The sequence below is a fragment of the Shinella sp. 20P9.1.1 genome, from assembly GCF_057798995.1.
Window position 1 is genome coordinate 43,934 of sequence record NZ_JBYOLC010000015.1, and the last position, 26,459, is coordinate 70,392.

The 26,459-nt window shown below is 61.4% G+C and carries 25 protein-coding genes and 2 pseudogenes; 16 read left to right on the forward strand and 11 right to left on the reverse strand.

Annotation, left to right across the window (positions count from 1 at the left end):
* Positions 1-14 precede the first annotated feature (14 nt).
* The 5 genes from AC27VQ_RS22255 to AC27VQ_RS22275 all read left to right on the forward strand — a co-directional run bounded on the left by AC27VQ_RS22255 (position 15) and on the right by AC27VQ_RS22275 (position 5,194).
* Positions 15-929, forward strand: coding sequence for a sugar phosphate isomerase/epimerase family protein (locus AC27VQ_RS22255; RefSeq protein WP_069061958.1), 915 nt, complete (start codon positions 15-17; stop codon positions 927-929).
* 77 nt (positions 930-1,006) lie between these two features.
* Entirely contained in the window at positions 1,007-2,188 is a 1,182-nt protein-coding gene (locus tag AC27VQ_RS22260) for an aldose 1-epimerase family protein (RefSeq protein WP_313525520.1), read from the forward strand.
* Positions 2,185-2,982, forward strand: coding sequence for an SDR family NAD(P)-dependent oxidoreductase (locus AC27VQ_RS22265; protein ID WP_421593289.1), 798 nt, complete (start codon positions 2,185-2,187; stop codon positions 2,980-2,982). Before AC27VQ_RS22260 ends, AC27VQ_RS22265 begins: the two co-directional genes overlap by 4 nt.
* Before the next feature lie 77 nt (positions 2,983-3,059).
* The gene (locus tag AC27VQ_RS22270) at positions 3,060-4,151 is read left to right on the forward strand and encodes a lactonase family protein (protein ID WP_488718027.1); all 1,092 of its coding nucleotides are present in this window, start codon (positions 3,060-3,062) and stop codon (positions 4,149-4,151) included.
* Between the two features lie 53 nt (positions 4,152-4,204).
* Positions 4,205-5,194, forward strand: coding sequence for a LacI family DNA-binding transcriptional regulator (locus tag AC27VQ_RS22275; RefSeq protein WP_421593287.1), 990 nt, complete (start codon positions 4,205-4,207; stop codon positions 5,192-5,194).
* On the opposite strand, the gene AC27VQ_RS22280 is transcribed toward AC27VQ_RS22275, so the two are convergent.
* From AC27VQ_RS22280 to AC27VQ_RS22305, 6 genes are all read right to left on the reverse strand, one after another.
* The gene (locus AC27VQ_RS22280) at positions 5,191-6,312 is read right to left on the reverse strand and encodes a M24 family metallopeptidase (protein WP_488718028.1); all 1,122 of its coding nucleotides are present in this window, start codon (positions 6,310-6,312) and stop codon (positions 5,191-5,193) included. The two genes, AC27VQ_RS22275 and AC27VQ_RS22280, sit on opposite strands and share 4 nt — an antisense overlap.
* 10 nt (positions 6,313-6,322) lie before the next feature.
* A complete protein-coding gene (locus AC27VQ_RS22285; RefSeq protein WP_488718029.1) occupies positions 6,323-7,279 on the reverse strand; it encodes an ABC transporter permease in 957 nt (318 codons plus the stop codon).
* Positions 7,276-8,253, reverse strand: coding sequence for an ABC transporter permease (locus AC27VQ_RS22290; RefSeq protein WP_488718030.1), 978 nt, complete (start codon positions 8,251-8,253; stop codon positions 7,276-7,278). Before AC27VQ_RS22290 ends, AC27VQ_RS22285 begins: the two co-directional genes overlap by 4 nt.
* The gene (locus AC27VQ_RS22295) at positions 8,250-9,011 is read right to left on the reverse strand and encodes an ATP-binding cassette domain-containing protein (protein WP_421593283.1); all 762 of its coding nucleotides are present in this window, start codon (positions 9,009-9,011) and stop codon (positions 8,250-8,252) included. Before AC27VQ_RS22295 ends, AC27VQ_RS22290 begins: the two co-directional genes overlap by 4 nt.
* Positions 9,004-9,837, reverse strand: a complete 834-nt coding sequence (locus AC27VQ_RS22300) for an ATP-binding cassette domain-containing protein (protein ID WP_488718031.1) — start codon at positions 9,835-9,837, stop codon at positions 9,004-9,006. Before AC27VQ_RS22300 ends, AC27VQ_RS22295 begins: the two co-directional genes overlap by 8 nt.
* A gap of 74 nt (positions 9,838-9,911) precedes the next feature.
* Positions 9,912-11,108 (reverse strand): substrate-binding domain-containing protein, encoded by a 1,197-nt coding sequence (locus AC27VQ_RS22305; protein ID WP_421593281.1) that lies wholly within the window; start codon positions 11,106-11,108, stop codon positions 9,912-9,914.
* A gap of 238 nt (positions 11,109-11,346) precedes the next feature.
* Between AC27VQ_RS22305 and AC27VQ_RS22310 the strand changes: the two genes are divergently transcribed.
* The 11 genes and pseudogenes from AC27VQ_RS22310 (at position 11,347) to tnpC (ending at position 22,344) form a co-directional block, all read left to right on the forward strand.
* Positions 11,347-12,540: a CaiB/BaiF CoA transferase family protein gene (locus AC27VQ_RS22310; protein WP_488718032.1), complete on the forward strand. Its 1,194-nt coding sequence runs from the start codon at positions 11,347-11,349 to the stop codon at positions 12,538-12,540.
* Positions 12,541-12,542: 2 nt separating this feature from the next.
* Entirely contained in the window at positions 12,543-13,691 is a 1,149-nt protein-coding gene (locus AC27VQ_RS22315) for an extracellular solute-binding protein (RefSeq protein WP_488718033.1), read from the forward strand.
* Positions 13,692-13,699: 8 nt separating this feature from the next.
* Entirely contained in the window at positions 13,700-14,470 is a 771-nt protein-coding gene (locus AC27VQ_RS22320) for an enoyl-CoA hydratase/isomerase family protein (protein ID WP_488718034.1), read from the forward strand.
* Positions 14,471-14,480: 10 nt separating this feature from the next.
* Entirely contained in the window at positions 14,481-15,437 is a 957-nt protein-coding gene (locus tag AC27VQ_RS22325; protein ID WP_313525484.1) for an ABC transporter permease, read from the forward strand.
* A gap of 23 nt (positions 15,438-15,460) precedes the next feature.
* Positions 15,461-16,435, forward strand: a complete 975-nt coding sequence (locus tag AC27VQ_RS22330; protein ID WP_313525482.1) for a sugar ABC transporter substrate-binding protein — start codon at positions 15,461-15,463, stop codon at positions 16,433-16,435.
* A gap of 100 nt (positions 16,436-16,535) precedes the next feature.
* Positions 16,536-17,972 (forward strand): sugar ABC transporter ATP-binding protein, encoded by a 1,437-nt coding sequence (locus AC27VQ_RS22335; protein ID WP_488718035.1) that lies wholly within the window; start codon positions 16,536-16,538, stop codon positions 17,970-17,972.
* Positions 17,973-17,974: 2 nt separating this feature from the next.
* Entirely contained in the window at positions 17,975-19,126 is a 1,152-nt protein-coding gene (locus AC27VQ_RS22340; protein WP_488718036.1) for a fumarylacetoacetate hydrolase family protein, read from the forward strand.
* A 1,193-nt stretch (positions 19,127-20,319) separates the two neighbouring features.
* A pseudogene (locus AC27VQ_RS22345) lies at positions 20,320-20,427 on the forward strand (transposase); the annotation flags it as partial.
* Positions 20,428-20,439: 12 nt separating this feature from the next.
* Complete coding sequence (locus tag AC27VQ_RS22350) at positions 20,440-20,649, forward strand: hypothetical protein (protein WP_488718037.1); 210 nt, start codon at positions 20,440-20,442, stop codon at positions 20,647-20,649.
* Positions 20,650-20,666: 17 nt separating this feature from the next.
* Positions 20,667-20,993 carry an IS66 family insertion sequence element accessory protein TnpB gene (gene tnpB / locus AC27VQ_RS22355; protein ID WP_488718038.1) on the forward strand — a complete coding sequence of 109 codons (327 nt, stop codon included), beginning with the start codon at positions 20,667-20,669 and terminating at the stop codon, positions 20,991-20,993.
* A gap of 120 nt (positions 20,994-21,113) precedes the next feature.
* A pseudogene (tnpC, locus tag AC27VQ_RS22360) lies at positions 21,114-22,344 on the forward strand (IS66 family transposase).
* A 287-nt stretch (positions 22,345-22,631) separates the two neighbouring features.
* On the opposite strand, the gene AC27VQ_RS22365 reads toward tnpC, so the two are convergent.
* The 5 genes from AC27VQ_RS22365 to AC27VQ_RS22385 all read right to left on the reverse strand — a co-directional run bounded on the left by AC27VQ_RS22365 (position 22,632) and on the right by AC27VQ_RS22385 (position 26,281).
* Positions 22,632-23,129, reverse strand: coding sequence for an RES family NAD+ phosphorylase (locus tag AC27VQ_RS22365; protein WP_488718057.1), 498 nt, complete (start codon positions 23,127-23,129; stop codon positions 22,632-22,634).
* A gap of 8 nt (positions 23,130-23,137) precedes the next feature.
* Positions 23,138-23,488, reverse strand: a complete 351-nt coding sequence (locus AC27VQ_RS22370) for an antitoxin Xre/MbcA/ParS toxin-binding domain-containing protein (protein ID WP_488718039.1) — start codon at positions 23,486-23,488, stop codon at positions 23,138-23,140.
* Positions 23,489-23,976: 488 nt separating this feature from the next.
* Positions 23,977-24,909: an FAD-dependent oxidoreductase gene (locus tag AC27VQ_RS22375; RefSeq protein ID WP_488718040.1), complete on the reverse strand. Its 933-nt coding sequence runs from the start codon at positions 24,907-24,909 to the stop codon at positions 23,977-23,979.
* Positions 24,910-24,956: 47 nt separating this feature from the next.
* Complete coding sequence (locus AC27VQ_RS22380; RefSeq protein ID WP_488718041.1) at positions 24,957-25,142, reverse strand: hypothetical protein; 186 nt, start codon at positions 25,140-25,142, stop codon at positions 24,957-24,959.
* Complete coding sequence (locus AC27VQ_RS22385) at positions 25,106-26,281, reverse strand: substrate-binding domain-containing protein (protein WP_488718042.1); 1,176 nt, start codon at positions 26,279-26,281, stop codon at positions 25,106-25,108. Before AC27VQ_RS22385 ends, AC27VQ_RS22380 begins: the two co-directional genes overlap by 37 nt.
* Positions 26,282-26,459: the final 178 nt, after the last annotated feature.

The window sequence follows — 26,459 nt, forward strand, 5'->3', positions numbered from 1 at the left end:
GGAGGATTCTCATCATGATGCAAACAGGTATTTTCACCGGCTATTTCCCCTATGCGCTGGAAGAGACGGCGAAGAAGATCCGGGCACTCGACTTCAACACCGTGCAGCTCGACATGCACTTCAAGGATATCGATCTCTCGGCGGGCCAGATCACCAAGGACAAGTGCGTCAAGATCCGCGAGACCTTCCGCGATCACCACCTGCCGATCTCCTGCATCTCGGGCTACACGAACATCATCCATCCTGATAAGGCCGAGCGCGAGCGCCGCGTCGGCTATCTCAAGGAAATCATCCGTAACGCGCGCCATCTCGGCACGCCCTATGTCATCTCGGAAACCGGCACCTACAACACGGAATCCGACTGGGTGCATCACCCGAAGAACAAGACGGAAGAAGGCTTCGAGGAATGCCGCAAGGTCATCGCCGATCTCGCCCAGCATGCCTATGACCACGGCGCGGTCTTCCTGCTCGAAACCTACGTGAACAACGTCGTCGGCTCCGTCGAGGAGACCGTCAAGATGTTTGCGCAGGTCGATCATCCCGGCCTCGGCCTGCTGATGGATCCGACCAACTATTTCGAGACGCACAATATCGACCGCATGGACCAGATCCTGAACCAGGTGTTCGATACGCTCGCCGACAAGATCAAGATCGGTCATGCCAAGGACGTGAAACGCTCGGGCGACGACAAGTCGGAGAAGCATGCCGATATCGGCGACGCGGATGCACTGGAAAGCCACACCTTCCGCGGCGTGGGCGAGATCGAGCTGCCGGCCCCCGGCCTCGGTTCGCTGAACTATGATCTCTACCTGAAGCGCCTCAGCGAGAAGCACCCGAACATCCCCATGATCATCGAGCATCTCGACGAGAGCGACGTGCCGCGCGCCAAGAAATTCCTCGACGGCAAGCTGCGCGCTCAGGGCCTTTGACAATCCGGCGGCCGGGCTTCGGTCCGGCCGCCTCTAGAGACAGCATGACCTGCCTGGCAGGGAGAAGGAACAACACGATGGTCGAACTATTCGGGGAAGCGAAGTCGCGCCGCGATATCGCTGCCAGCGCAGGACGTTTTTCGCAATTTGCCGGCGTTCGGCTTATGACGTTGTCCGACGGTCTTGAGCGTGGCATCCGCATGCTCGAGTTCCGCAGCGGCACGGGCCTGCGTTTTACGGTTCTGGTCGATCGCGCCCTTGATATTGCGGACTGCGAGTATCGCGGCATGTCGATCGGCTGGCATTCGCCCTCCGGCTTCCGCCATCCGGGCCTGCACGAATACGAAGGCGAGGGCGGTCTCGGCTGGATGCGCTCCTTCTCCGGCCTGATGGTCACCTGCGGCCTCGACCATATCCTCTTCATGTATGACGAGCCGGCCGACCACTATGTCTATGGCCCGAAGAAAACGGTGAAGCACTCCATCCACGGCCGCGTCGGTACCATTCCCGGCAAGCTGGACGGCTACGGCGAACGCTGGGACGGCGACGATTGTTATCTCTGGTGCGAAGGCACCGTCACGCAGGGAACGGTTTTCGGCGAACATCTCGAACTGAAGCGCCGCATCGAGATCAAGGCGGGCACCAACGATATTCGTATTGCCGACACGGTGGTCAATCGCGGCTTCTACCGCACACCGCACATGTTCTGTTATCACATCAATGTCGGCCATCCCGTTCTAGCCGAAGGGTCGCGCTATCTGGCACCTGTGCGCGACGTCGTCTGGGCCGCGCATGCTGGGGCAGATTATGAGAAGCAGGGCGTCGGATACCGCACGATGCCCGCGCCGCAGTTCGGCTTCCACGAGCAGGTCTGGCAGCATGAAATGGCGGTCGACGAGAAGGGCGAGGTTCCCGTCGCGCTGGTCAACGATCGCCTGGGGATTGGCTTCGAGGTCGTCACCCGCAAGGATCAGTTCCCTTGCATGTATGAATGGCAGAACCTGCAGGCCGGGCAATATGCTGTTGGCATCGAGCCCTCGACCAACCATGTGCTCGGCCACGGCGCCGCCCGTGACCGAGGCGAGCTGATCTGGCTCGAAAATGGTGAAGAGCGCCACTACGACACGACGTTCCGCATCCTTCCCGATGCCGAGGCGATCGCGGCGAGCGAAGCGCGGATTACGGCCATTGCCCGCCAGCCGGATGGCGATTTCCCGCAGCCTTCGGGCAACCACGTTGTTCTGGAGGGCCGGTCATGAACATGCAGGCACAGCAGCCCGTGCAGAAGGAGAACTCCATGATCTCGGTCGCTGGCAAGGTCATCCTGTATACCGGTGCGGCTGGAGGGCTCGGTGCGGAGACCACGTTGAATTTCCTCCGGGCCGGCGCAAAGGTCGTCGCCCTAGACAACGATCCCTTGAAGAACGCGGCCTTGCAGACCTCGGCGGACAAGGAGGGCCTCGGCAATCTGGTAATCCAGGCCATCGACCTCTCGGATCTCGCAGCGTTGCGCACGTCTCTCGAAGAGCTGTCGCGCGAGGTCGGCGGCTTCGATGTGGTCATCAACAATGCCGCCATCTATCCCTCAAAACCATTCGAGAATTATTCCCTTGAGGAAATGCAGCGGGTCCAGCGCATCAATGTGGATGCCGGCATCGTCTGCGTTCAGGTGGCGCTGCCGCATATGCGCGAACAGGGCTGGGGGCGTATCATCAACATCGCCAGCGTCACCTCGAATGGCGGCTGGGCCAACCTTTCGCCCTATGTCCAGTCGAAGGGCGCGCTCATCGGCCTTGCACGCGCCTGGGCACGAGAGTTCGGCGCCTATGGTATCACGGTCAACGCGGTTTCGCCCGGCGCCTTCCCGACGGATGCGGAGAAGATCCATCCCGATCCCGAGGGCTACACCCGCTTTGTGCTGGATCATCAGGCGATCAAGCGGCGCGGTAGCGCCAGCGACATTGCCAACGCCTTGATGTTTCTGGCGTCGGATGCTGCCGGTTTCATTACCGGGCAGACATTGAATGTCGATGGCGGCTGGGTGATGAACTAGCGCCAAAGATGCGAATATGCCATGTCGGGCCAGAGCATGACCGCGCCCCGTGATGCCTGCAGCACTGGACTTTTCGCATGAACCAACCTCTTTACCTCGCCGTCGGATCGCTCAATCGCGAGGCACCCTATTTCCAGGGTGCCCGCGGCGAGGGGCTCACCATCTTTTCCTTCGACGAGGATGCGCTGGGCTGGACGCGCCTTGCCAACACGTCGACCATCGACAATCCCACCTTCCTGAGCGTCGACGCCGCCTCTGGCATAGTCTACGCCAATTCGGAGGTGTTCGGCTGGCATGAGGGCACGGTCAGTGCTTTCCGTTTTTCACCTGCAACGAAGACGCTCACCTATATCAACAAGCAGCCGACGCTCGGCAGCATTTCGGCCTATAACATGGTGTCGCGTGATCGACGTTTTGTGCTTGTCGCCAACTACTCCATGGGCAGCGATGGCCCGGACCAGTCCGTTGCGGTTTTCCCCATCCGGAAGGATGGCGGTCTTGCACCGGCTGCGACTTCGGTGCGGCTTGATGGCCCGCTCGGCCCGTTCGCCGACCGGCAGGAGCGGCCACATGCCCATATTGTAAGCGAGATTCCCGAGGGAGGCGCTGTGCTCGTCGCCGATCTGGGCCTTGATCAGGTCGTGGAATATGCACTTTCGAACGACGGTACGCTCATGCGATCCGCCAGCGTGACGCTGCCGGCAGGCGCGGGGCCTCGCCATGTCGCGCAGCATGCGAACGGTCGTTTCATTTATATTTCCAACGAGTTGGATTCCACGGTGTCCTTCGTTGCACGCGACGCTGGCAGCATGACGCTCAAGCAGACGCTGTCAACGATCCGGCCCGGCGTGGAATCTCATGGCGCAGATATTCATCTGTCACCGGACGGGCGTTTCCTCTATTGTTCGAACCGGGGCGAGGACAGTATAGCGTGTTTCATGGTCGATCAGGCGACGGGTCAGTTGACGCTGCAGGATATCCAACCTTCGGGTGGCAAGACGCCGCGCAATTTCGCGCTCACTCCGAGCGGTCGCCATGTGCTGGTCGCCAACCAGAACGGTGATGCGATCGTGATCTTTCGGCGAAACGAGGAGACGGGTGCGCTGACGGACAGCGGAAAGCGTATCGAGATCGGCACACCCGTATGCGTGCGGCCCTTCATCCCGTGACGGAGGAAAAGCAGCCTGCAAAACGTGGCCGCCGAAAGGGCTCAGGGGTGACGATGGCGGATGTCGCCGCCGCCGCTGGCGTCTCCATGCAGACGGTTTCACGCGCGCTTCGCTTTCCCGATACCGTGACACCGGAAAACCGCAAGATCATCGACGATGCGATCAGGAAGACGCACTACGTCCACAATCTCGCGGCTAGTCATCTTGCTTCGCATAAGAGCAATACCGTCGCTGCCGTCATTCCGACGCTGTCGGCCTCCGTCTTCGCTGAGACCATGCAGCACTTCTCCGAGGTCCTGCATCGCGAGGGCTATCAGATATTTCTCGGCAACACCGATTACCGGTTGGACCGCGAGGAGGAGGTGATCCGCAGCCTGCTCGGACGACGGCCGGATGGCGTGTTCCTGATCGGCGCGCACCACACCCGCGCCAGCGTGACCATGTTGAAACGTGCCGGCATTCCAGTCGTCGAAGGCTGGGACATGACGGAAAAGCCGATCGATCGGCTCGTCGGCTTTTCCAACACGGTAGCCATTGCGGAAATGGCGCGGCATCTGGTGCGCTCTGGGCGAACGAACATCGTTTTTGCCGGCGTTCTGCGCAAGGGCGACAGCCGCGCGGCCGAGCGCCGGGACGGGTTTGCTGCCGTCATGGAGGAATTGTTTCCCGGTAAGACGCCGCGCATCTCCATATCACGCGACCTGCCCTTGACCATGGCGTCCGGCGCGGACCTGCTGCGCAAGGCACTTGCGCGCTATCCCGAAGCGGATGCTGTGATGTTTTCGAGCGACATCATTGCCTCGGGCGCGCTGCAGGAAAGCGTGCGCATCGGGCTCAAAGTGCCGGAGCGACTTGCCATTACCGGCTTTGGTGATTTCGAGCTCGCCCGACACCTCATTCCGTCGCTGACAACAGTATCGGTGCCCTCGGCGGAAATCGGCCGTGAGGCCGGGCGCCTTCTTCTCGAGGGCATGCGCGGCATCCAGTCCGAAACCACGCTGATCGACATGGGCTTCAAGCTAATGATCCGCGATAGCGGTTAGCGCGCTGGAATGCCCGGACGGTGCTCGAAGTCGGTGAGCACCTCGCAGCCGGTCGACGTTACCCGCAGCATGTATTCGAGCCGCACTCCGCCGATGTCAGGATCGAGCGCTGTCGGCTCGACCATGATCACCATGTCTTCCCTCAGCGTCTCTCGTTCATAGGCCACCAGGCGTGGCCATTCATGCACGCTCGTACCGATCGAATGGCCGGAATGGTGCGCGTAGGAATAGCCGTGTCGGGTGATCGACGCCTGCAGGCTCTGGTCGAGCGTGTCGATGCCGAGGCCGGGGCGGATGGTTTCGATTGCCAGGTCCAATGCAGTGCGGGCGGCGCTGAAGAGCTTTTTGAAGCCGGACGACGGTTGCCCGATCATCGCGGATGCACAGCTGTCGCCCCAGTAACCGGCGACGCGCGGTGCGAGATCGCAGATCAGCGGATCGCCTTTTTCGAGGATGCGCTTGCCTGGCCACCCCATGAACTGCGACGTACGCCCGCGCCCGGAGATCATATCTCCAGTCACCGGCAAGCGTTCGCCGGCGCGGGTTTCCATGGCCAAGCGGACGGCGGCGAACACGTCAAGTTCACTCATCCCGGCACGGGTCGTTGAAAGGAACGCCTTCTGGCCCTCTGAGGCCGTCAGCGACGCTTCGCGCAGCAGGCCGATTTCGGTTCTGGTCTTGATGGCGCGCTGGCGCCGGAAGGCTGGCTCCACGGGAACGATCGCGTTGCCTTCCAGCAGCGGGAGGATCGAAGCGGGTAGAGCGTGGTGCTCGACCGCGATTTTTCCACCGACCTTTAGGCGTTGCAGCAGGCCCCTCGCCTCCGAAACGTAGTTCGCGAAGATATCGGTCGGCTCCTTGAACGAGAAGCCCGTATAGGTGACGACGAGATCGGCCCAACTGCCGGTCCCTGCCTCCAGATTGGTGACGAGCAGCCCGGTTTCACCGTTCACACCGACGATGCCGAGGCTGGGGCCGCCTGCGAAAGGCGAAGGGCCGGCCTCGATGCCGGAGATATGGCCAAGCGCATAGGCGACGCCGTCGGGAGTGGTAAAGAGGCCCCAGTCCGCGCCGGATTCTCTGATCGCGGCGATGGTTTTTGCAAGTCGTTCGTCCATGGGCCTCTCCTCAGATCAGGTTGCGGATGTGCTGGTCGCGTCCGTAAGCCGCAACCAGCAGGAGGATTAGCAGGCCGAGTGCGGACTGAACCAGCGCCTCCGACAGGCCAAAGCCGATCAGCACCGTGCGCAGTTCGACGAGGACGATGGCACCGGCGACCGTGCCGACGAAACCGCCGCGTCCGCCAATCAGCGCGGTGCCGCCGATCACCACCGCTGAAACCGTCTGGAACAGATAGGGCGTGCCGACGGTTGCGCTCGATGAACCCGTAAATCCGACAAGCAGGATACCCGCAAGGGCGGCGAAGGCCGCACTGAGTGCAAACGTCGTCGTCCACATCGCAACCGGTCGCACGAGGGCAAGTTCCGCCGCCTTCAGGTTGGAGCCGAGCGCATAGAGGCGACGGCCGTAGACCGTTCGCTGCAAGACAAAGACGCATCCGAGTGTCAGCGCGAGCGTGAACGGGATCAGCCAGGGAAAGGGCAGCGGGCCAATCGTTCCGCCGAGCGACACGAAGTCATTGATAAACGGCGGCGCCGAGCCGGTAGGAAGGCCGCGTGTCCAAAGCTGCACGGCGGCCTGAACGATCGTGCCGACGCCGAGCGTGACGATCAGCGGGTGGATCGAGAGGCCAGCCGATAGCGCGCCGGACACCGCGCCGATTGCGCCAGCGCAGGCGATGACGATGAGAAAGGCCGGTAAAGCCGGCATGCCGCTGCCATACAGGCTGGCGAAGACGACGTTGGCGAAACCGATCACGAAGGGGATCGAAAGGTCGATGCCGCCGAGGATCATGACGAGCGTCTGGCCGAGGGCGGCGATCGCCAAGAGCGATGCCAGGATCAACATGGCACGCACCGAGAACGCGCTGCCGAAGCCCGGAATGAAGATCGTTCCGAGCAGGAAGACGACGACCACGCCAATGAAGGCGATCAGGGCGCGGTTGGAGAAGAGGGCGGTCGTCATCGGCTGGCCTTCCAGGTCTGGAACCGTTCTTTGAGCGTTTCGGAATTGAGGCAAACGGCGAGCACCAGAACGAGGCCATAGGCGGCCTGCAGCATGAAGGTGGAGACGTTGAAGGAGGTCAGCACGTTCTGCAGCAGGAAGATATCGGCCGCGCCGATGAAGGCTGCCGCCAGCCCGCCGACGCCGCCGGCGAGACTGACGCCGCCGAGAGCGGCCGCCGCAATGGCGATCAGCGTATAGCCGGGCCCGATGTTCGGGTCGCCGGAACCGATCAGCGCGGTTAGCGCAAGGGCCGCGACACCTGCAACCAGACCGGAAAACACATAGGCGAAGAACCGGATGACGGGCACATTCACCCCGGCGGTAAACGCGGCGCGATCATCGCTGCCGACGGCCATCAGAAGCTCGTAGAATGGCAACCGCTTGAAGAAGGGCCAGGCGACGATGACGACACCGACGGGGATGAAGGACAACGGGCCTGAAAGCGCAGACAGCCATCCCGGCACGGTGCCGGACGGCGAGGGCAGAATGGAGAGCGCAAGGCCGCTATAGATAAGATAGGTCGCGAGGGTCGCAACGATCGGCTGGATGCGCAGGATCGCGGCCAGGAAGCCGTTCAGGGCACCGGAGGCAAGCCCGAGCAGGAGAGCGGCCGGAACGATGATCCAGGGCGAGGATATGCCGAGATCACCGATGACCACCTTGATGAGGATGACGTTGATGAGGCCCATGAGTGGGCCGACCGATACATCAATGGAGCCGCGACCGGCGAGGAACGGCAGCGTCGTCGCCATGGTTGCAAGGATCATCGGGGCGGCGAGGCCCAGTACGGTCGACCAGTTCGCCGGGGAGAACCGAACGGGGTTGAGAACGGCGTTGAGCAGAATGAGTACGACGAAAAGGATCGCTGCGAGGCGTGTTTCGCTGCGATCCCAGAAGTGCGGTTTTTTAAATGTCATTGGATCGGTGCTCATGCCTGCACTCCTTCCTGACCGAACATGGCGGACATGACGCGCTCCATCGACATGGAGGCGCGGTCGAGAACCGTGCTGCATTCGAAATCCCGGAAGATCGAGACCGTGTCGCAAAGCGTGAGGATTTCCTCGATCTCGCTCGAGAGGATGACGAGGGCGATGCCGTTTTCGGCCGCGAGCTTGCGGAATGCTTCGTAGAATTTGAGGCGCGTGTTGAGATCGACACCGCGCGTCGGGTCGTTGAGCAGCATGACGCGCGGCTTGAGCGCGAGCAGGCGCGCCAGCAGTACCTTCTGCTGGTTTCCGCCGCTAAGTGCGGAAATCGGTGCATCGGCGGAGGGGTAGCGGATCGACAGGAAGTCCGTGTAGGCGGCGAGTTCGTCCTTCAGGCGCTTGCGGTTCAGGATGCCGGCCAGTGAAAAACGCGGCATGGATGGTATTGCGAAATTGTCCAGCACGGAGAGGACGGGGAAAATGCCGGTCGCCCGCCGGTCGCGCGGCAGGTAGACAACGCCGTGCCGCGCCGCTTCGTAGTGATCGCGATAGCCGAGCGGGCCGCGATCTGTCGTCTCGACGGTAATCGCGCCTTCGCGGATCCGGCCGAGGCCGGCCAGTGCCAGCAGGAATTGCTCCTGCCCATGGCCTTCGAGGCCGGCGATGCCGGTGATCTCGCCGGCACGGATGGCGCCGGACAGCGGCGCCCTTCCGGGCGCGAGGACGAGGCTGTCGTAGCGCAGAAGGATGGTGTCGTCAGGCATGGATCGCCGCCTCCGGGGCCATGAGCTTCAGGAGCCTCTCGGCGGTAATACCGTCCCGCTCGAGCGTTTCGACGATGTGTCCGCTTCTGAGCACGGTGACGTGGTCGGACAGACGGCGTACCTCTTCAAGACGGTGAGAAATGAAGATGACGATGTTGCCGGCAGCCGCATAGTTTTCGATCGCATTGAAGACGAGATCGCGGTCGGCATAGTCGAGGGCGGCCGTCGCCTCGTCGAGCAGCAGGATGGACGGCAGGCGGACGAGGGCGCGGGCGAGAACGATGAGTTGCTGACTTGCGAGCGGCAGTTCTCCGGCCGGCGCCGACAACGGGATGGGGAAGCGCGAGATTTCCGCAAGCAGCGCGTCGGCGAGCGGCGCGCGCGCGGATTTCGCGATCCGCCGCTTGAGCGGGCCGTCATAACCGAGAAAGATGTTTTCGATAACCGTTCGATGTGGCGCGATCAGCACTTCCTGGAAGACCGTGGAAAGGCCGAGATCGTGCATGTCGCGCGGCGTGCGCGGGTTTATCGCGCGGCCGTTCAGGGCAACGGTGCCCTCGCTTTGCGCAACAACGCCGGAGAGGATCTTGAGAATCGTGCTCTTGCCGGAGCCGTTTTCGCCAAGGATCGTGTGGATGCCGGCCGTGAACGTTACGGATGCGTCGCTGAGGGCCAGCGTTTCGCCATAGCGCTTGGTCAGGTGGCTGACAGAGAGTTCAACGCTGCCCTCGCGATGGGGCGTTGCCCCGCCGTTCTCGGCGACGACGCGATGGATCCGGGACGTCGCGACCGCCAGTCCGGACTGCGGATGTGTCGTAGCAAGCATTCAGAGCAGCCTTCTCATTGCCGAACGCGGCGGGACCACCGCCGGGCATCCGGCGGTGGTCCTCGCACAGGCGATTACTTCGCGCAGGAGGCCGGGACCTTGGCGAAATCGTAGAGCGGCGTTGCCTGACCGTTCGAGAAATAGCCGTTGAGCAGCTCTTCCGAGAACGGGTCCTGCGGCGGGATCGGAAAGATCGCGGCCGAATCCGGCTTCATGCAGTCCTTGTACCAGGTCGGCAGGTCGGTCTGCGTGATGGTGGGCATCGGCGCAATGATCGTGTTCACGATCGGCTTCTGACCCGAGATGATGCGCAGGGCGACGCGGAACGCGTTCTGCGCGGCAACATGCGGCGAGACCTCGCCGCCGTAGAATTTAAAGGTGTCCTGGTTTTCGTGCCAGAAGCCGAGCGCATCGCCCGAAATGGAGCCTGCGATCAGTGGGAGAGGTCGGCCGGCCTGCTGAAAGGCCTCGGCGATGAAGCGGGCCTCGCTGCCGGTGGACCACACCGCATCGATCTGCTGCGGCGTTGTTGCCAGCGCCTGTAGAACGGCGGACTTGGTGGTCGTGCCGGTCCATTCGCCGCTCACCTTGCGGGCGATCGTCAGGTTGCCGCTTTCGGCAACGGCCTTGTCGAGGCCTGCATTTTCCTGCTGCACCAGCGGGTGACCGGAAATGCCTTCGACCTGAAGGATGGTGCCGCCATTGGGCAATGCCTCGGCTATGCCCTTGCCCATCTGGTAGCCCCAGAGGTTCTGGTTGTGCATGACATTGATGGCAGCGGGCGTCGTTACCGCGCCTGCGGACGTGATGACGGGAATGCCTGCCTTCTGCGCGTCTTCGATGACGGCATTGAGCGCAGTCGAGGAGCCGGCAATCGTGGTGATGACCGAGCAGCCGCGTTCGATGAAGGAGCGGATCTGCGAGATTTGCTGCGTGGCGTCGCCGTTGGAGTCGGAAACGATGAACTCCGAGACATCGCCGGCTTCCTTGGCGCCGTCGACGAGACGGGCGAGCTCGTCATTGAAGGTCACGCGCCAGGGGTTGCCCATATAGGATTCCGAATGGCACCAGCGCCACGGCTTGGCCGGCGCCTTGAAGTCGGCGAGGGCGGCCGGCGCTACATCGACGGCGTCCGTATAGAGCGCGCGCACGTTTTCCGGCAGAGCCTGCAATGCGTCGGACCGGGCGTCTGCGTATGCGGGTACTGCGGCCGACGAAAGCAGCGCGGCGGCAAGCAAGCTCAGGCGAAAGCCTGACTGAAACGTCTTCATTGATTTCCTCCTCCAGCGGCGCTTGGGCCGCTCCACCTTTACCAATGAATTATCTATTCATCATGCATCCGTTGGTCAATATCAAAGTTAGCGCTCATCAAGTCACGCTTGATAATTGCCATGATGAACGGATCATTGTGCCGAAGCAATTCAAAAATAGTTAGCGCTCACTCTGGACAGGCCAAATTTATCCGCTAAGTTGCCGCCAACTTGAAGGCTTGCAGGAGAGCGACCGCATATGGGTGTTTTGTCGGGTATCAGAGTCCTGGATTGCTCCATCGCCATGGCGGGACCGTTTGCGGCCCAGCGGCTTGGCGATCTGGGCGCGGACGTAGTCAAGGTCGAACCGACGACGGGTGAATGGCAACGCCATGTCGCGGCCGGTGGCGCTGGCGGCAATCGCGTCAACGTCTCGTTTCTGTCGCTCAATCGAAACAAGCGTTCGCTTGCCGTCGACCTCAAGTCGGAAGACGGCAAGAAGGTCTTGCTGGATCTCGTGAAGACGGCTGACGTCTTCCTGCAGAACTATCGTCCCGGCGTCGCCAAGCGCCTCGGCGTCGATTACGAAACGCTGTCGAAGATCAATCCGCGCCTCGTCTATGTGTCGATGTCGGGTTATGGCGAAGACGGCCCCTATGTGAACCGTCCGGGACAGGATCTCGTTCTCCAGGGCATGTCCGGCGCCATGCTGTCGGCCGGCCGCGAGGGCGAGCCGCCGACGGCCGCCGGTCAGTATCTCGTCGATGCGATCACGGCTTATACGGCTTTCGAAGGCGCGCTAGCCGCACTGTTCCATCGCGAACGGACCGGTGAGGGCCAGCTTGTGCAGGTCAACATGCTGGATGCCATCACGACGATCCAGATGCAGGAGCTTTCGGTCTTCACGGTGGGCGGCAAACCGCAGCAGCGCTCCGCCGAGCCGCATGCCCATGTCTATATCCGCGCACCCTACGGCGCCTTCGCCACCAGCGACGGTTTTATCATCGTCGCCTTCCCGAAGCTGAAGACGCTGGGTGAGGTGATCGGCGAAGACAGTTTCCTGACGATGGACGACGAGGTCGATAGCTGGGCGCGGCGCGACGAAATTTTCGCCAAGACCCGCGACCGGTTGAAGGCCAGGTCCTCGGCCGAGTGGCTCGAATTGCTGCGCGCCGCCGATATCTGGTGCGGCCCGGTCTACGGCTATGCCGATCTCGTCCAGGACGAGCAGATCAAGCACAACGGCACCTTCGTCGACTACGATCATCCGACGGAAGGCCGCGTCAAGACGCCGGGTTTCCCGATCAAGTTTTCTAAAACCCCGTCCACGGTCGAGCGTGGCGCGCCCGTTACTGGCCAGCACACGCACGAACTGCTGAAGGAGGCCGGCTACGACGACGCGGCGATCGCCGCGCTCGTGGCGAATGGCGCTGTTGCGACGGGAACGATCTGACCATGGCGACGATCAAGGCGCTGACCTGGGACCATCCGCGTGGCTTCAACGCGCTCGCCGCAGCCGCAAAGCGTGATGAGGTGATTGCGGCCGGTCTCGATATTCAGTGGGAAAAACAGCCGCTCGAAGGATTCGAGTCGCATCCGATCGCCGATCTCTGCGCGCGCTACGACCTCGTCGTGCTTGATCATCCGCATGTCGGTGAAGCGGTTGGTGGCGATTGCCTGCAATCGCTCGAAAGCGTGTTCGGCACGGATGTGGTTGAGGCCCTGGCGGCCGAAAGCATCGGCCCTTCTCTGTCGAGCTATCGTTATGCCGGCCAGCACTGGGCGCTGCCGCTCGATGCCGCGACGCAAGTGATGGCGCTGCGCGCCGATCTCGTGGAAGGCGAGGCGCCGGAGACATGGGCGGCCGTGGCCGAGCTTTCCCGCCGCACGGGCAAGGTTGCGCTTTCTCTTGCGGGGCCGCATGCCGCTTTGAGCTTCCTGTCAATTGCTGCTGCCCATGGCGAGCCGCCGGCCGAAGCCGACCCCGATGTTCTCGTTTCCGCCGAGACTGGAAAGACGGTCTATGACCTGATGACCGAGCTGGCATCACGCAGCCCGCGTGTTGTTTTCGAAAAGAACCCGATCGGCATTCTCGGCCATATGGCCGCTTCGGATGACGTATCGCTATGCCCGCTCGTCTACGGCTATGTGAACTATTCCGCACCCGGCACCGGCAAGCCAGTCACCTTCGCGAACGCACCACGGCGCGCTGCCGGCGGTCGCCCCGGTTCCACGCTTGGTGGCACCGGCATCGGCATCTCGAAGCGTTGTGATCCGACCCCCGAATTGAAGACGCACCTGCTCTGGTTGATGAGCCGCGAGGCGCAGATCAATTTCATTCCCGCCCACGACGGCCAGCCCTCGCGGCGCGAAGCCTGGTTCGACAACGGCGTCAACCGGCACTGGAACGGCTTCTACCGCCAGACGGCCGAGACGATCGAGGCGGCTTATGTCCGTCCGCGCCATGACGGTTACATCGCCTTCCAGAGCAAGGCATCCGCGCTGCTGCGCCAATCGTTTGAAACAAAGGCTGCGGCTGCGGGTGTGCTCGCCCAGCTGCAAGTCCTCTACCGTGCCCACAGGCGCGGCGGTGAGGAACGATAGGAGACGACATGACGGAGGAAATCATTTTCTCGGTGGACGGCGCGATCGCGACGATCACTCTGAACCGCCCGGCCAAGCTGAATGCCGTCACGCCTGAAATGGCCGATGCCATCGTGGCGGCGGTGAAGGAGTGCAACGACAGCGACACGATCCGCTGCGTCATCCTGACGGGAGCCGGGGAGCGCGCCTTCTGCGCTGGCTCCGACATCCGCGAGCTCGATACATACGAGACGCCCTGGCAGTTTCGCAATCGCGACGACTATTGCGACGCCATCCACGCGCTGCTGAAGCCGACGATTGCTGCCGTCAATGGCTATGCATTCGGTGGCGGGCTTGAGACGGCCATGGCCTGCGATATCCGCATCGCGTCGTCAAACGCGCAATTCGCGGCTCCCGAGATCAAGCTCGGCTGGATCGGTGGCGGGGGCATGGCGGCGGGCCTAGCTCATTCCATCGGTCCGTCGAATGCCGCGCTGATGATCATGACCGGCGATCCTATCAGCGCGGAGAAGGCGCAGCAGTGGGGTCTCGTCAGCGATGTGGTGAGTTCCGAGGAATTGCTGCCGCGGGCGCGTGCCATCGCTGAAACCATTGCCTCGCGCGCACCGATCGCGGCTGAAACCGCTAAGCTCAACCTCAAGGCCGCGGCTTCGATGCCGTATGAAAAGGCCGTCGAATACGAGCGCGATCTCCAGACGATCTGCTTTGCCACCGCCGACGCCCAGGAAGGCCGGCAGGCCTTCAAGGAAAAGCGTCCGCCAGTCTTCCGGCGGCGATAGGAGAAGGCGCATGAACACGGGTCTTGTCGCGCTGAAGCGTCTCGGACGCCACCGCGAAGCATCGGTTCTGCTGATGCTTTTGGTGGTTGCCGCCTACCTTTCCTTTGCCAGCGAGTATTTTTTGGCGCCGCGCAACCTCCTGAACGTCGGCCGGCAGGCCTCGGTCGTGGCCATCGTCGCACTCGGTCAGGCGCTGGTCATCATCGGCCGCGGCATAGACCTTTCGGTCGGTTCGGTCATTGGGCTGTCCGCCGTCGTGGCCGCCGTCGTCATCAGGGATACCGGGTTTGAAAGCGTCGGTCTCATTGCGGGCCTGCTCACGGGCCTCGGCTGCGGCATCATCAACGGCCTGCTCTATACGCGGCTAAAGATCAATCCGTTCATCGCGACCCTGGGCACGTTGTCGGTCGCGCGCGGCATCGCACTCCTGATGACGGGGGGCATTCCCGTGCCGATGGGTGGCTTTGCGGAATTTGTCGGCGCAGGCCGCATCGCAGGCATTCCGGTCTCCTTCCTGTTGATGATCGTGCTGGCCGTTGCCGTTCATGTCTTTTCCGTTCGCACCGTAAGGGGCCGCGAGATCTACGCGATCGGCGACAATCCGAAGGCGTCGCGTCTGGCGGGTGTCGATCTCAAGGCAACGCGGCTCTTCATCTTTGCGTTCTGCGGGCTGCTTGCCGGTCTCGGCGGGCTCATCCTGTCCGGAAACCTGGCAAGCGCCGATCCCAATCTCGGCGTTGGCTACGAACTCGACGTCATCGCCGCCGTCATTCTTGGCGGCACGGCGCTCAGCGGCGGCCGAGGCTCGATTGCCGGTGTCGTCATCGGCGCGCTGCTGATGGCGCTGCTTAACAATGCTTTCGTGCTGCTCGGCATCTCCGCCTACTGGCAGGTCGTCACCAAGGGACTGGTGATCATCTTCGCCGTGGCGTTGGACGGCCTGCAACGCGGCAGTGAAGACGATTGATCAATCCAGTGGAGGAGATGAACATGACCAGAAAAATCACGAAACTGACGGCTGCGGCCGCGCTCGGTCTCGCATCGATTTTTTCCGTGGCGAATGCGGCGGAGCCACCCAAGGGCGGCACGGTCGCCGCCGTGGAAAACACGAAGGGGCCGGTGAAGATCGCCTTCCTGTCGTTCCAGAATAATCCGTTCTGGACGCCGGTGACGGATGGCGCCAAGGCCGCCAACGACTATCTCAAGGGCTTCAATGCCACCGTCGATTTCGTTGATCTCGGCAACGAGCTTTCGGCCGAAGCGGTTGTCGCCGGCATCGAAGGCGCGCTGGCCAAGCAGTATAACGGCATCGTCGTCGTTCCGATCTTCGACGGCACGGCCCGCATCATCAACGAGGCGACGGAAGCCGGTGTGCCGGTCTTCAACATCGTCGCGGAAGGGGCCGCCCCCTCCGAACGCCTCGCCTTCATCGGCCAGGACGCGACATCGGCCGGCGAGCAGATCGGTAGGTTCATTCAGGAAAAGATGAACGGCAAGGGCAAGCTCGGCGTGATCACCGGCTACTTCGGCGCCACGCAGCACACCCAGCGCATGAACGGTGCGGTCGATTATCTCAAGGCCAATGCGCCCGACATCCAGATCGTCGGCCCGTTCGAGAACAAGGACAAGGCGGAAGAGGCCTATTCGCTTGTTCAGGACATGATGACGTCCAATCCGGATCTGTCGATGGTCTATGTCACGGCAGGTGGCCCGTTCGGCGCGGCAAAGGCCGTCAAGGATCTCGGCCTCACCGGCAAGGTCGGCGTCATCGGTTTCGACCATACGCCTGACAACATGCAGTATCTGAAGACCGGTGAGATGGTAGGCCTTCTCGACCAGGCGCCCTACCAGCAGGCGCTCGATGCCAGCGTCATGCTCTACAACTATCTCGTTGCCGGCAAGGAGCCGCCGGCCAAGGTCATCCCGGTTGTTGGTAACCTGCTGACCCCCGCCGATGCCAAGTAAGATTGCCGAAACCACGACCGGCGCGCCTCGCGCCGGTCACGATGGCCGCGAGCCGCTCGTTCGCGCCCGTGCGGTTGCGAAGGACTTTTCCGGCAATGCGGTGCTGCATTCCGTCGACCTCGATCTCTATCCGGGCGAGGTTATCGGATTGCTTGGTGAAAACGGTGCAGGCAAATCGACGCTCATGCACATCCTGTCCGGCGGACTCACTGCCGATTCCGGCACGATCGACCTTGCCGGCGAGACCGTTCGTTTCAGCAATGTCGGTGATGGCATTTCGGCGGGCATCAGCTTCGTCCACCAGGAGCTTTCGGTTGTCGGCGCATTGTCCGTGGCAGAAAATCTCTATCTCGGGCGCTTTCCACGCACGCCGTTCGGCTTTATCGATAAGGCATTGATGCGTGCCTCCTCAAAGGCCTTGCTGGAAAGGGTAGGGGCGGGCGGCCTTGATCCGGCGCAGGAAGCGAGCGGGCTTCGCGCAGGCGAGCAGCAGTTGATCGAGATCGCCAAGGCGGCGGGACGGCAGCCGCGCCTGCTGATCCTCGACGAACCGACCTCCTCTCTGACCCCACATGAGGTGGAAAGCTTCTTCTCCTATGTCCGCAATGCGCGGGAAGCCGGTACGGCGATCATCTTCATCACGCATCGTCTGGAAGAAGCACTCGGCCTCTGCGACCGGCTGGTGGTTCTGCGCAACGGCGCCATCGTCAGTGAGCGCAGACCGACGCAAACGAGCCGGGAGCAGTTGATCGCAGACATGACCGGCAAGCCGGCAATCTACGATTACAAACCGCGCGCCATCGATGAGAGCGCCGTCGCGCTGTCGCTCAAGAACGTCTCTGATGGTGCGCACCTTAAGGATATCAGCCTGGACGTGCGGCGAGGCGAGGTCCTTGGCTTGTTCGGCCTTGTCGGGGCAGGGCGTACCGAACTGCTCGACGTGATCCATGGCGTTCGCCCCGTAAAATCGGGACAGCTCACGCTCAATCAGCAGCGCTTCGCGCCGCGAGACCCGAGTGATGCGGTGAAGAGCGGTGTGGTCCTGGTGCCGGAGGGGCGCAAGACGGCGGGCATTCTCCCGCAGCATTCCGTGCGTGACAACGGCGCGATTTCGAGCTTGCGGCGCTTCGCCGGCCGCGTCTTTTCAGATCGCAGCGGAGAGGCGGGTCGCATGGGGGCCTTCGCCAGGAGCCTCGGGATACGCATGGCCAACGACATGCAACCGATCTCGACGCTCTCGGGAGGCAATCAACAGAAGGTCATTTTTGCCAGGGCACTCATGGCCGAGCCGCAGCTTTTGCTTCTCGATGAGCCAACACATGGCGTGGACGTGGGTGCGAAGGCTGATCTTTACACCATCATCGCTCAAGCGGCCGAGCAGGGGCTGACGGTCATCATGGCCTCGTCCGAGGTGCCGGAAATTCTCGCGCTTTGCGACCGCGTCGCGGTCCTGTCGAAGGGCCGGCTCGCCGGCATCCTTGAACGCGTGGAGATGAGCGAGGACAGAATTTTGACATTGGCTTTCAGGGAGCACTGATCATGGTGACCTATATTACTTCAAGCTTTGCAACGGGATGTTTCGTCGGCCGGGCCTGGTCGCCTGAGGTCGAAGGGCCGATCATAGTGACGATCCGCGGCGGGCGTCTCTACGATATCACCGCAAAGGCCTGCGCCACCGTGCGCGATCTGCTGGAGTTCGAAGCGCCTGCGGATTTCGTTCGCAACGCTCAAGGTCGCGACCTGGGCCCGCTCGAAAGCCTGCTCTCGCTTAACGAGCCGCATCGCTCCCGGCTTCACCTGCTGGCGCCCATCGATCTTCAAGCCGTCAAGGCGTGCGGCGTCACCTTCGCCCGTTCGATGATCGAGCGGGTGATCGAGGAGCGCGCGGCGGGAAATCCCGCACGCGCTGCAAGCATCCGCGAAAAGGTCTCGCAGATTATAGGGGCCAGTCTGCGAGACCTTAAGGCCGGGTCGGAGGATGCCCAGAGGGTGAAGTCAGCGCTCATCGAGGAAGGCTTGTGGTCGCAGTATCTCGAAGTGGGCATCGGCCCGGATGCCGAGGTCTTCACGAAGGCTCAGATCATGGCATCTGTCGGCACGGGGGCAACCGTCGGCCTGCATCCGATATCGAGGTGGAACAATCCTGAACCGGAGATCGTGCTTGCGGTCGACAGCGAAGGCCGCGTCAAGGGCGCGACGCTCGGCAACGATGTGAACCTGCGCGACGTGGAAGGGCGCTCTGCCCTGCTCCTTGGCAAGGCCAAGGACAACAACGCGTCCTGCGCCATCGGCCCGTTCATCCGTCTGTTCGACGAAACCTACACGATCGACGACGTGCGCAATGCGGAACTCGATCTACGTGTAGAAGGCAAGGATGGCTTCGTTCTGCATGGCAAAAGCTCGATGAAGGAGATCAGCCGCGATCCGCTCGATCTCGTTGCCCAGACGCGCGGCGCTCATCATCAATATCCCGATGGTTTCGTTCTGTTTCTGGGCACGCTTTTCGCGCCCGTCGAAGATCGCGATGCACCCGGCGAGGGTTTCACGCATAAGATCGGTGATGTCGTTACGATTGCGAACGACAAGCTCGGCGCGCTCGTCAACACCGTGAGGCTCTCCACCGAATGCTTACCTTGGACCTTTGGAGCCTCTCATCTGATGCGAAATCTTGCCAGTCGTAAACTCATTTAGTTGGTGTGGGTCCTGGGATCGGGACACGCGTTTCGTCGGGCGGCCTCCTCTGCCACGGGTGGTGCACCCAACCATCGGAAGATTGCATCCAGGGCAATGCGGATCTGTTGTCCAAGATCTCCCTTCAAATCTCCGACTAGCCGGCAAGCTTGAGCGATTTCTGCCCAGTCGATGCGACCGTTCAGGAGAGGTGGTACCCTACGATGAGCGATGATTGTGACGAGATACGCCTCGCATGTTGCTCAACGAGCGTTTCGATGCAACTGGCGAAATGCGCTCGCAGAATTTCGAGATCTTGCTCTGAAAATGACGTGATGAAAGGTCCGGTTTTGACATGTTTGCATTCCCGTTCGCTCGGCGCCCATGCCGAGGGCGCGCGGGGATACGGGGTGTCATTTAACAAAGAATGTACCATCGGCAGCGGTGTAAGATCGCGTGCCTCTCCCTTGGGAGAATTAGTTCCGTGCTCTTCTGCTGTGCGGTTGAAATTTATTCGGCTCGCAGTTTTTTTCGAAAATTTGTTAAAAAATTTAATTATTGATGCAAAAAACTCCTCTTGCTGCACTTATTGTGAATATCGGAAATTCGTAATTATTGACGACTGCAATCTAATAAATCGATCATATCATGTATAGAACTGCAATATTGATATAGAATTCCTTCAGGAAAGCAATTACCATAATTTCAACCCCCACTGAACCAATCTAACTTGCGGAAGCCGCCGATATTTGAAATTATCTCAAAGCCCGTTGATGCTGTTCGGATTACCGCCTTTTTAAAACCTGCCGTAACTCTCGTGAGCGACCCAAGCAGTGAGTGTGACTTTTGTGCCGTAACCGCGCTTACAGTAGCGAGATTAGATGCTGCCGGTGGTTTCTTTGACTTCGGTAAACATACGCTTCGAGATGTCACCCAAACAAAACAGCGTTACGCTCGGCATGATAGATTACCGCAGCACCACAGGCGATGCGATGTGTAGGTTCTATCCGAAGAAAGGCCAAATCGGAGTAGACCTTTTAGCGGTTCTTTCGTAAGCGTCCGGTGAAGCTGCCTTTGAGATTTCCCACGAACAGCTGAAGTTACGTCACTAATTCCGTCATTAGAGACGTCATCGGGGATGAACTATGGGCCGCATGGAGATTTTGACAGGCGTCGAGCGTTGGCGTGATTGGTCCGACGACGAGAAGCTTTAGATACTACAAGAGGCGGCGGACCCGGATGCCAGGATCGCCGACGTCGTTCGGTGGCACGATATCAAACCCCAGCAGATTTACACCTGGCGACGGAAGTTTGCAGCGGAGCATGCTGCGCCAGTGGTTTCTTTCCTGCCGGCCGCATTGATCGCGACGCCATCGAGCGACGAGGCTGAGCGTCCGGCACCAGTGGACAAGCCTACCACAAAGCGCTCGGTACGGCCCATACGGATCGAGATCGGCTGCAAGGGCGGTCGCGTTTTGAAGTTGGAAGCCAACATTGAGCCTGATGTCCTGAAGGCACTGATCCGCTCGGTTGAAGAAGCATGATTGCGCCAGGCGCAAATGTGCGCGTCTATCTCGCCTGCGGTGTGACGGACATGCGCAAGGGGATCGACGGCCTGATGTCGCTGGTGCAGTCGTCACTTCGCCAGAAGCCCGCGTCGGGTTCGGTGTTCGTGTTTCGAGGCCGTCGCGGTGATCGCATAAAGCTGCTGTTCTGGGATGGCCAGGGATTTTGCCTCTACTACAAGGTCCTGGAGAAGGGTCGCTTTCCCTGGCCGTCTGCGACCGACGGCACGGCCCGGCTGACGGCCGCGCAGTTGTCGATGCTGTGGGAGGGTATCGACTGGCGGCGACCTGCCTGGACATCCGCACCGACACGGGTAGCTTAGAGTAGAGGCCAATCTTTACAGACAGATAGGTGGCATTCTGACGCCAAATCAGGTATAGATTTTGGCATGGAAGAAGGCCATTCGAACCTGCCGGATGACGTCGATGCATTGCGAGCCATTATCGCTGCGCAGGCCGATCAACTGGCTGAACAGGCTCGAAGGCTTCAATCCCGCGACACCCTGATCGACAAGCTGAAGGCACAGCTTGCGGTTTTCAAACGGGCACGGTTCGGCTCGTCGTCCGAAAGATGGACCGCGCCATCGAGCAGCTCGAACTGGCGCTGGAAGATATCGAGGCCGCCGAGGCGCAAGCGATGATCCCGGCGCTGTCGTCGATATCAGGTGCGGCAAAGGCCAAGCCCAGTCGCCAGCCGCTGCCTGATCACCTGCCGCGCCATGACGCGACACATCAGGCAACTTGCGCATGCCCGGTCTGTGGCGGCTCAGACTTCATCCGCGCTGGCGAGAGCGTCAGCGAGGTTCTCGATTATGTCCCGGCCTCGTTCCGTGTCGTACGCCATATCCAGCCGCGCTTCACCTGCAAGGGCTGCGATAGGCAGGTCCGGGCCGAGATGCCGTGGCTGCCCATCGAACGAGGCAAGCCGGGACCGGACCGGGTCTGGTTGCCCACGTGCTGATCGCCAAATATTGCAGATCATCTGCCTCTCTATCGCCAATCCGAGATTTACGCGCGGGAAGGCGTCGATCTTTCCCGCTCGACCATGGCCGACTGGATCGGCAAGGCCAGCACATTGCTTGAGCCGGTGCTGGTGAAGCTGGGACCATGTGTTCGCTGGCCATTGACGTCATGGTGACGACACGCCCGTTCCGGTTCTGGAGCCAGGCAAGGGCAAGACCAGGACCGGGCGGTTGTGGACTTATGTTCGCGATGGCCGTCCCTGAGGTCACACGATCCCACCTGCAGTCTACTACTTCTTCAGTCCGGATCGTAGGGGACTGCATCCCAGGCAGCATCTTGCCACCTTTTCCGGCGTGCTGCATGCCGATGGCTATGCGGGCTTCCGTGACCTCTACGAACCACACAAGCCAGGCGGCCCACCGACCATCCTGGAAGCCGTCTGCTGGGCGCATGTAAGACGCAAGTTCTTCGATCTGACAACGTCGGGCAAAGCGCCGATTGCAGAGGAGGCCCTGAGGCGGATCGGCGAACTCTACGACATCGAAAAGGCCATTCGTGATGAGCCGCCAGATGTGTGGAAAGCTGCGCGGCAACGGCCTCGATCCGGAAGCCTACCTGCGGGAGGTCCTCACCCGCATCGCCGATCATCACATCAACCGGATCGACGAACTCCTGCCGTGGAACCTACAAGTTCCGTCAGAAATGCCCTGACCTGACGCTTACGTTCAGTCTAATGGTCAGATCATTGGTCTGCTCCAGCGTCCCGCCCCCCGCTTTTAGGAAAAGCTAACTACCGATTTCTAAAAAGTAAGGAAAAATTGAAGCCTGTTAAATTCCATGTATTTAGCCGATATCAGATTCGAAGTCTGGTTCATATCCTTTCAAGAGCATAAGAAACAAGATTTCTTGAATGACGCTATTGGTGAAAAAACCAAAAGGGCGGCGGTCTCCAGCTGGCCAGTTTCATGTCGATGTGTAGTGGTCGGTCGACACCGATCCTATCGCGACAGGCGACCTTCGTCGTCGATTAGCGTCAGCCGGCAAGGCGCCGCATCGCTCCACGTCCAAAGAACTAGATTGGCATCGTCTCGGGCCGCGCCGGGTGCAAAGCTCCTCACGATCAATCCATGATAGCCGGCAGCGGCAAGCCGACCAGCGAAGGCTTGCGTCTTCGCCTGTCCGGCAGTTTTCATCTGATCGCGCCATGTGGGATCCGCCAAATCCGCATCGTCCATACCTTCAGTGCGCAGGGCGATATCGTCCCGCGTATCGAATATGCGTTCGAAGACCGCATCATAGGAGACGAGTGTCGTGGGTTGCAGGGAGCCGGCCTGATTGGCTTCACGCAAAGCCGTGACGATTGACAGCGACGTATAGAGTGCCGGCGTCCCCTTTCGGTTGAACCGACCTCCATAGAGTTCGGCGCCGCGTCCCGACATCGGCTCGCGCGCATAGATCGGGTTGAGCGCCCGGTAGAGTGTTCCTCGAAACTCCATCGGCACGGTCAGGCGTGAACGCCTGCATCGACGGCGTCGATATAGTCGAGAACCTCGTCGGCACGGCCGTCGCGTACGAGCTGCATCGCCGTGAAGCCTGAAAAGCCGGGCAACGGTTCGGAGCGATACCAGGCATAGGCCATTAGGGCGGAGCCAAACCGAGGCTCGACCTTATTGACGATCTCGGTCATTTCCCGAAGACGCCGCTGCGTCTTGTCCGAGCGAATGCGATCCTGCCGCTGGATCGCGTCCTTCCCGAGCCCTGCGGTCCGAGCGATCTCTTCGCTCGTGGTGCGCAGGGCGCTGGCGATCTTGCGCGGCGAGAAAAGCCCGCCATCGGCGTATTGGCCGAGACCCATCTCGAAAACCTCCGTTTGATCTACCAATCATTGTGACGCAATATAGCGTCAGAATTTGCGGAATTCAATGAAGAGAGGAGGGGCAAAAGAGATAAGAATCGGAGAAAATGCTGCTCGCAGATCGGGCGAACTGCTGATACAGGCGCCTAACCGTGTTTCATACTCCCGGCTGTCGCCTTGCGCAACGCTGTAAGCCCTGCTGGGCGGGGCAGGAAGGGGAGGCTCGGCCGCACTTGCGCCATCCCGTCCGCTCGGCGGCGACGGTCTCGATAACAGTAGGAGTTTGCGTTGAAGTTAAGCTTCAGATCGCGGATCGTCGGTTCGGTTCCTTTCAAGAGCTTGGACGTGAGGGCAAGGACTTTAGAAAATCGAAAAACGCGCGCATTCCGGCGCCCAGATGGCGGTGTCGCGGATAGTAGATGCAGAGTCCAGGATAGGGCGGCGTCCACTCCGCCACCACATGTCAGAGTCTCCAGTCGGCGAGTGCGTCAGCCGCCATCCACCGTCACGTAGCAAAGCCCGCAGTCGTGCAGAGCCGCGGCCAGAAGAAGTTGAGACTGATCGACGACTAGGTTGCCCATCGTCGCTACCACGACATCCTCGCCGCGACGCTGGAACTCCCAGCGATAAATCGACCCGCCCGCCATACGGAGCTGGATGCACTGGTGCAGAGTAAGATGCGTCGGGCTCTCGAAGGGCGGCGCATTGCCGAGATAGGCAGGCGGCGCCACGACGATATGCTGCTGGTTAGGGCTGATCGGTTTTGGCGTCGGCCCACATTGCACCGATTCAGACGGGGCAACAATGCCATCGGTCGTCGCACGTTGAGGCTTTCTGGTTGAAATCGCGGAGGCTGCCTTTTTGGCGGGCGCCATTTTGTCCGGGCGAGTTGTCTGCTCTGTGTGGTTCACCTCCACCCCGCAGGTCACCTGCGCGCCGAGATCGCCGATGAGCTCGGCCATGCGGCGTACCGCGCCATAGTCGGCGATGCCTGTCGCGGGGCTCAGCAGCGCGCCGAGCCCGACGATGTTGGGCTCGATATCCCGTAGCTCCGTGGCGCCGACGCGCCGGACGGCGAGGCCGTTCGCTGCTGCTCGCGCTTCGAGCGCGGCAAGGCGCTCCATCTCGACCGGCGACGTGGCGACCAGCAATTTTCCCGGCTGCTCGTGCGCGATGCCGTGCTCGGCGGAAAAGTGCAGCGTGGCGGCGAGGCCGCGGCGGCAGAATTCCGCCTTCAGGCTGCCCGGCGCATAGTAGATGCCGGCATGGATCACGCCGCTGTTGCGACCGGTCTGGTGCAAGGCAAGCTCTTGTTCCTTCTCCAGCACTTCCAGCGAAATGCCGGGGAAGCGCCGCAGCAGTTCATAGGCCGTCGCGATGCCGACGATGCCGCCGCCGATGATGGTGATGTCGATCAACACACTCTCCCTGTGCCGGGCGGCGTCGCCGCCGCCCGCCTCTCCATGCTTCAGGCGATCGGCCGGATCTTCTGGTCGCCGTGGCGGCGTTCCCATTCGGCCCATTCGGCATGCGGATTTGGGTCGCGCAGGGTAGTCGGCTCGGCGATGGCGAAATCGGCGATGGCGTCCTTGCGCAGGCACACAACGCCCTTGTGCTTCAGCGCGTAATCGAGGAACCGGTCGAGCGAGCGCACGCGGAAGGGCCGGCCCTGCACGCGGTCGTGCGTAGAGATCGACATAATGCGCCGGCGCGTGGCGGCCTCCTCGTAGAGCACGTCGAACTCACCCTTGAGCTGGCGCTCATATTCCGTATTGGTGAACTTGTGCCCTCGAACTGCACGATGTCGTTGAGTGTCAGCGAATAGGGCACGACGGCGAAATCCCTGCCGCGAACGGGAATGAGGAAGGGCTCGTCCCGGCTGACATCGTCGATGTGATAGCGGAAACCCTCGTCCTGCAGGATTTTCAGCGAGTTGACCGTGCCGCGCATCGCTGCGCCGTTATAGCCGACGGGTGCGACGCCGGTGGCGCGCCGGATCGAATCGACGTTGTCGCGGATAAATTTCCGCTCCTCAGCCTCCTGGAGGTCGACCTGCAGGATCCAGTCGCGCCCGTGGGCGGCGGCTTCGTGGCCGCGCTCGACGATTTCGCGGGCAACGGCAGGGCTGCGGTCGACTGCCGAGCCGACCATGTGCGACGTCACCTTGACGGCGAAGGCGCGGTTCAGTTCGTCAACGGCCTGCCAGCCGTGCAGCGACAGTGGCTCGGCGACCGTGCCCGTCTGGTAGTAGTTCTGCTGGATGCGTTGGAAAGCGGCTTCCGAGCCGTCGCCGGCCGAGACGTTGCGCGGAAAACCGTCGGCGGGCTTGCCGGCGGACTGCAGGGCAGAGGCCATGAAATCGATCGGCAGGTCGTTGATCGTCAGTGAATAGGTCCATTCCTCTCCGAACCGATGCAGAAGCGCGTTGGTCAGCGGCGGCATGCGATTGGAGGCTTCGGAAAATGGCGTGTCTTCGAGCGTCAGGAGCTTGCAGGTAGTGCCGGCGCGAATCACCTCGGCCATGGCATCGGACTTGGCGATGGCGATGTCGTAGACGCTGTCTGTGAAGATCACGACATTAGCCCTGCCGTCGCTATCGGCCACGACGAACGACGCGGCCGCCTTGGAAATATCGAGTGGATCGGTGGTGATGTTGGTGAAGACGGCATGTTTTTCGGAAGGCTCGGTGGTGGCGGTGGCATGCCAGCAGACGATCTTTATGCTGGCCTCTGCAGCCTGCTTGATCGCCTCGGCTTGTTCGTTGGCATCGACGGATGCCGAGCACGATGCCATCGGGCGAAAGCGCGATCGCCTGTTGCAGGGCCGCAGAGCGGCCGGACACTGTGCCTTGCCCGTCAATCACCCTGACGGTCCAGCCGACGGCTGCGGCCGCTTCCTCGATGCCTTTGGAAACGCCGAGTACGCCGCCGTTGCGCAGGTCCGCCGCCACATAGACAATCGACTTGCCCTT

What these genes read in the sequence shown, in the direction of transcription:
- AC27VQ_RS22255 (WP_069061958.1), top strand. Translation starts at nt 15, where the DNA reads ATGATGCAAACAGGTATTTTCACCGGCTATTTCCCCTATGCGCTGGAA.
- AC27VQ_RS22260 (WP_313525520.1), top strand. Translation starts at nt 1,007, where the DNA reads ATGGTCGAACTATTCGGGGAAGCGAAGTCGCGCCGCGATATCGCTGCC.
- AC27VQ_RS22265 (WP_421593289.1), top strand. Translation starts at nt 2,185, where the DNA reads ATGAACATGCAGGCACAGCAGCCCGTGCAGAAGGAGAACTCCATGATC.
- AC27VQ_RS22270 (WP_488718027.1), top strand. Translation starts at nt 3,060, where the DNA reads ATGAACCAACCTCTTTACCTCGCCGTCGGATCGCTCAATCGCGAGGCA.
- AC27VQ_RS22275 (WP_421593287.1), top strand. Translation starts at nt 4,205, where the DNA reads ATGGCGGATGTCGCCGCCGCCGCTGGCGTCTCCATGCAGACGGTTTCA.
- AC27VQ_RS22280 (WP_488718028.1), bottom strand. Translation starts at nt 6,312, where the DNA reads ATGGACGAACGACTTGCAAAAACCATCGCCGCGATCAGAGAATCCGGC.
- AC27VQ_RS22285 (WP_488718029.1), bottom strand. Translation starts at nt 7,279, where the DNA reads ATGACGACCGCCCTCTTCTCCAACCGCGCCCTGATCGCCTTCATTGGC.
- AC27VQ_RS22290 (WP_488718030.1), bottom strand. Translation starts at nt 8,253, where the DNA reads ATGAGCACCGATCCAATGACATTTAAAAAACCGCACTTCTGGGATCGC.
- AC27VQ_RS22295 (WP_421593283.1), bottom strand. Translation starts at nt 9,011, where the DNA reads ATGCCTGACGACACCATCCTTCTGCGCTACGACAGCCTCGTCCTCGCG.
- AC27VQ_RS22300 (WP_488718031.1), bottom strand. Translation starts at nt 9,837, where the DNA reads ATGCTTGCTACGACACATCCGCAGTCCGGACTGGCGGTCGCGACGTCC.
- AC27VQ_RS22305 (WP_421593281.1), bottom strand. Translation starts at nt 11,108, where the DNA reads ATGAAGACGTTTCAGTCAGGCTTTCGCCTGAGCTTGCTTGCCGCCGCG.
- AC27VQ_RS22310 (WP_488718032.1), top strand. Translation starts at nt 11,347, where the DNA reads ATGGGTGTTTTGTCGGGTATCAGAGTCCTGGATTGCTCCATCGCCATG.
- AC27VQ_RS22315 (WP_488718033.1), top strand. Translation starts at nt 12,543, where the DNA reads ATGGCGACGATCAAGGCGCTGACCTGGGACCATCCGCGTGGCTTCAAC.
- AC27VQ_RS22320 (WP_488718034.1), top strand. Translation starts at nt 13,700, where the DNA reads ATGACGGAGGAAATCATTTTCTCGGTGGACGGCGCGATCGCGACGATC.
- AC27VQ_RS22325 (WP_313525484.1), top strand. Translation starts at nt 14,481, where the DNA reads ATGAACACGGGTCTTGTCGCGCTGAAGCGTCTCGGACGCCACCGCGAA.
- AC27VQ_RS22330 (WP_313525482.1), top strand. Translation starts at nt 15,461, where the DNA reads ATGACCAGAAAAATCACGAAACTGACGGCTGCGGCCGCGCTCGGTCTC.
- AC27VQ_RS22340 (WP_488718036.1), top strand. Translation starts at nt 17,975, where the DNA reads ATGGTGACCTATATTACTTCAAGCTTTGCAACGGGATGTTTCGTCGGC.
- AC27VQ_RS22365 (WP_488718057.1), bottom strand. Translation starts at nt 23,129, where the DNA reads ATGGAGTTTCGAGGAACACTCTACCGGGCGCTCAACCCGATCTATGCG.
- AC27VQ_RS22370 (WP_488718039.1), bottom strand. Translation starts at nt 23,488, where the DNA reads ATGGGTCTCGGCCAATACGCCGATGGCGGGCTTTTCTCGCCGCGCAAG.
- AC27VQ_RS22385 (WP_488718042.1), bottom strand. Translation starts at nt 26,281, where the DNA reads ATGGCATCGTGCTCGGCATCCGTCGATGCCAACGAACAAGCCGAGGCG.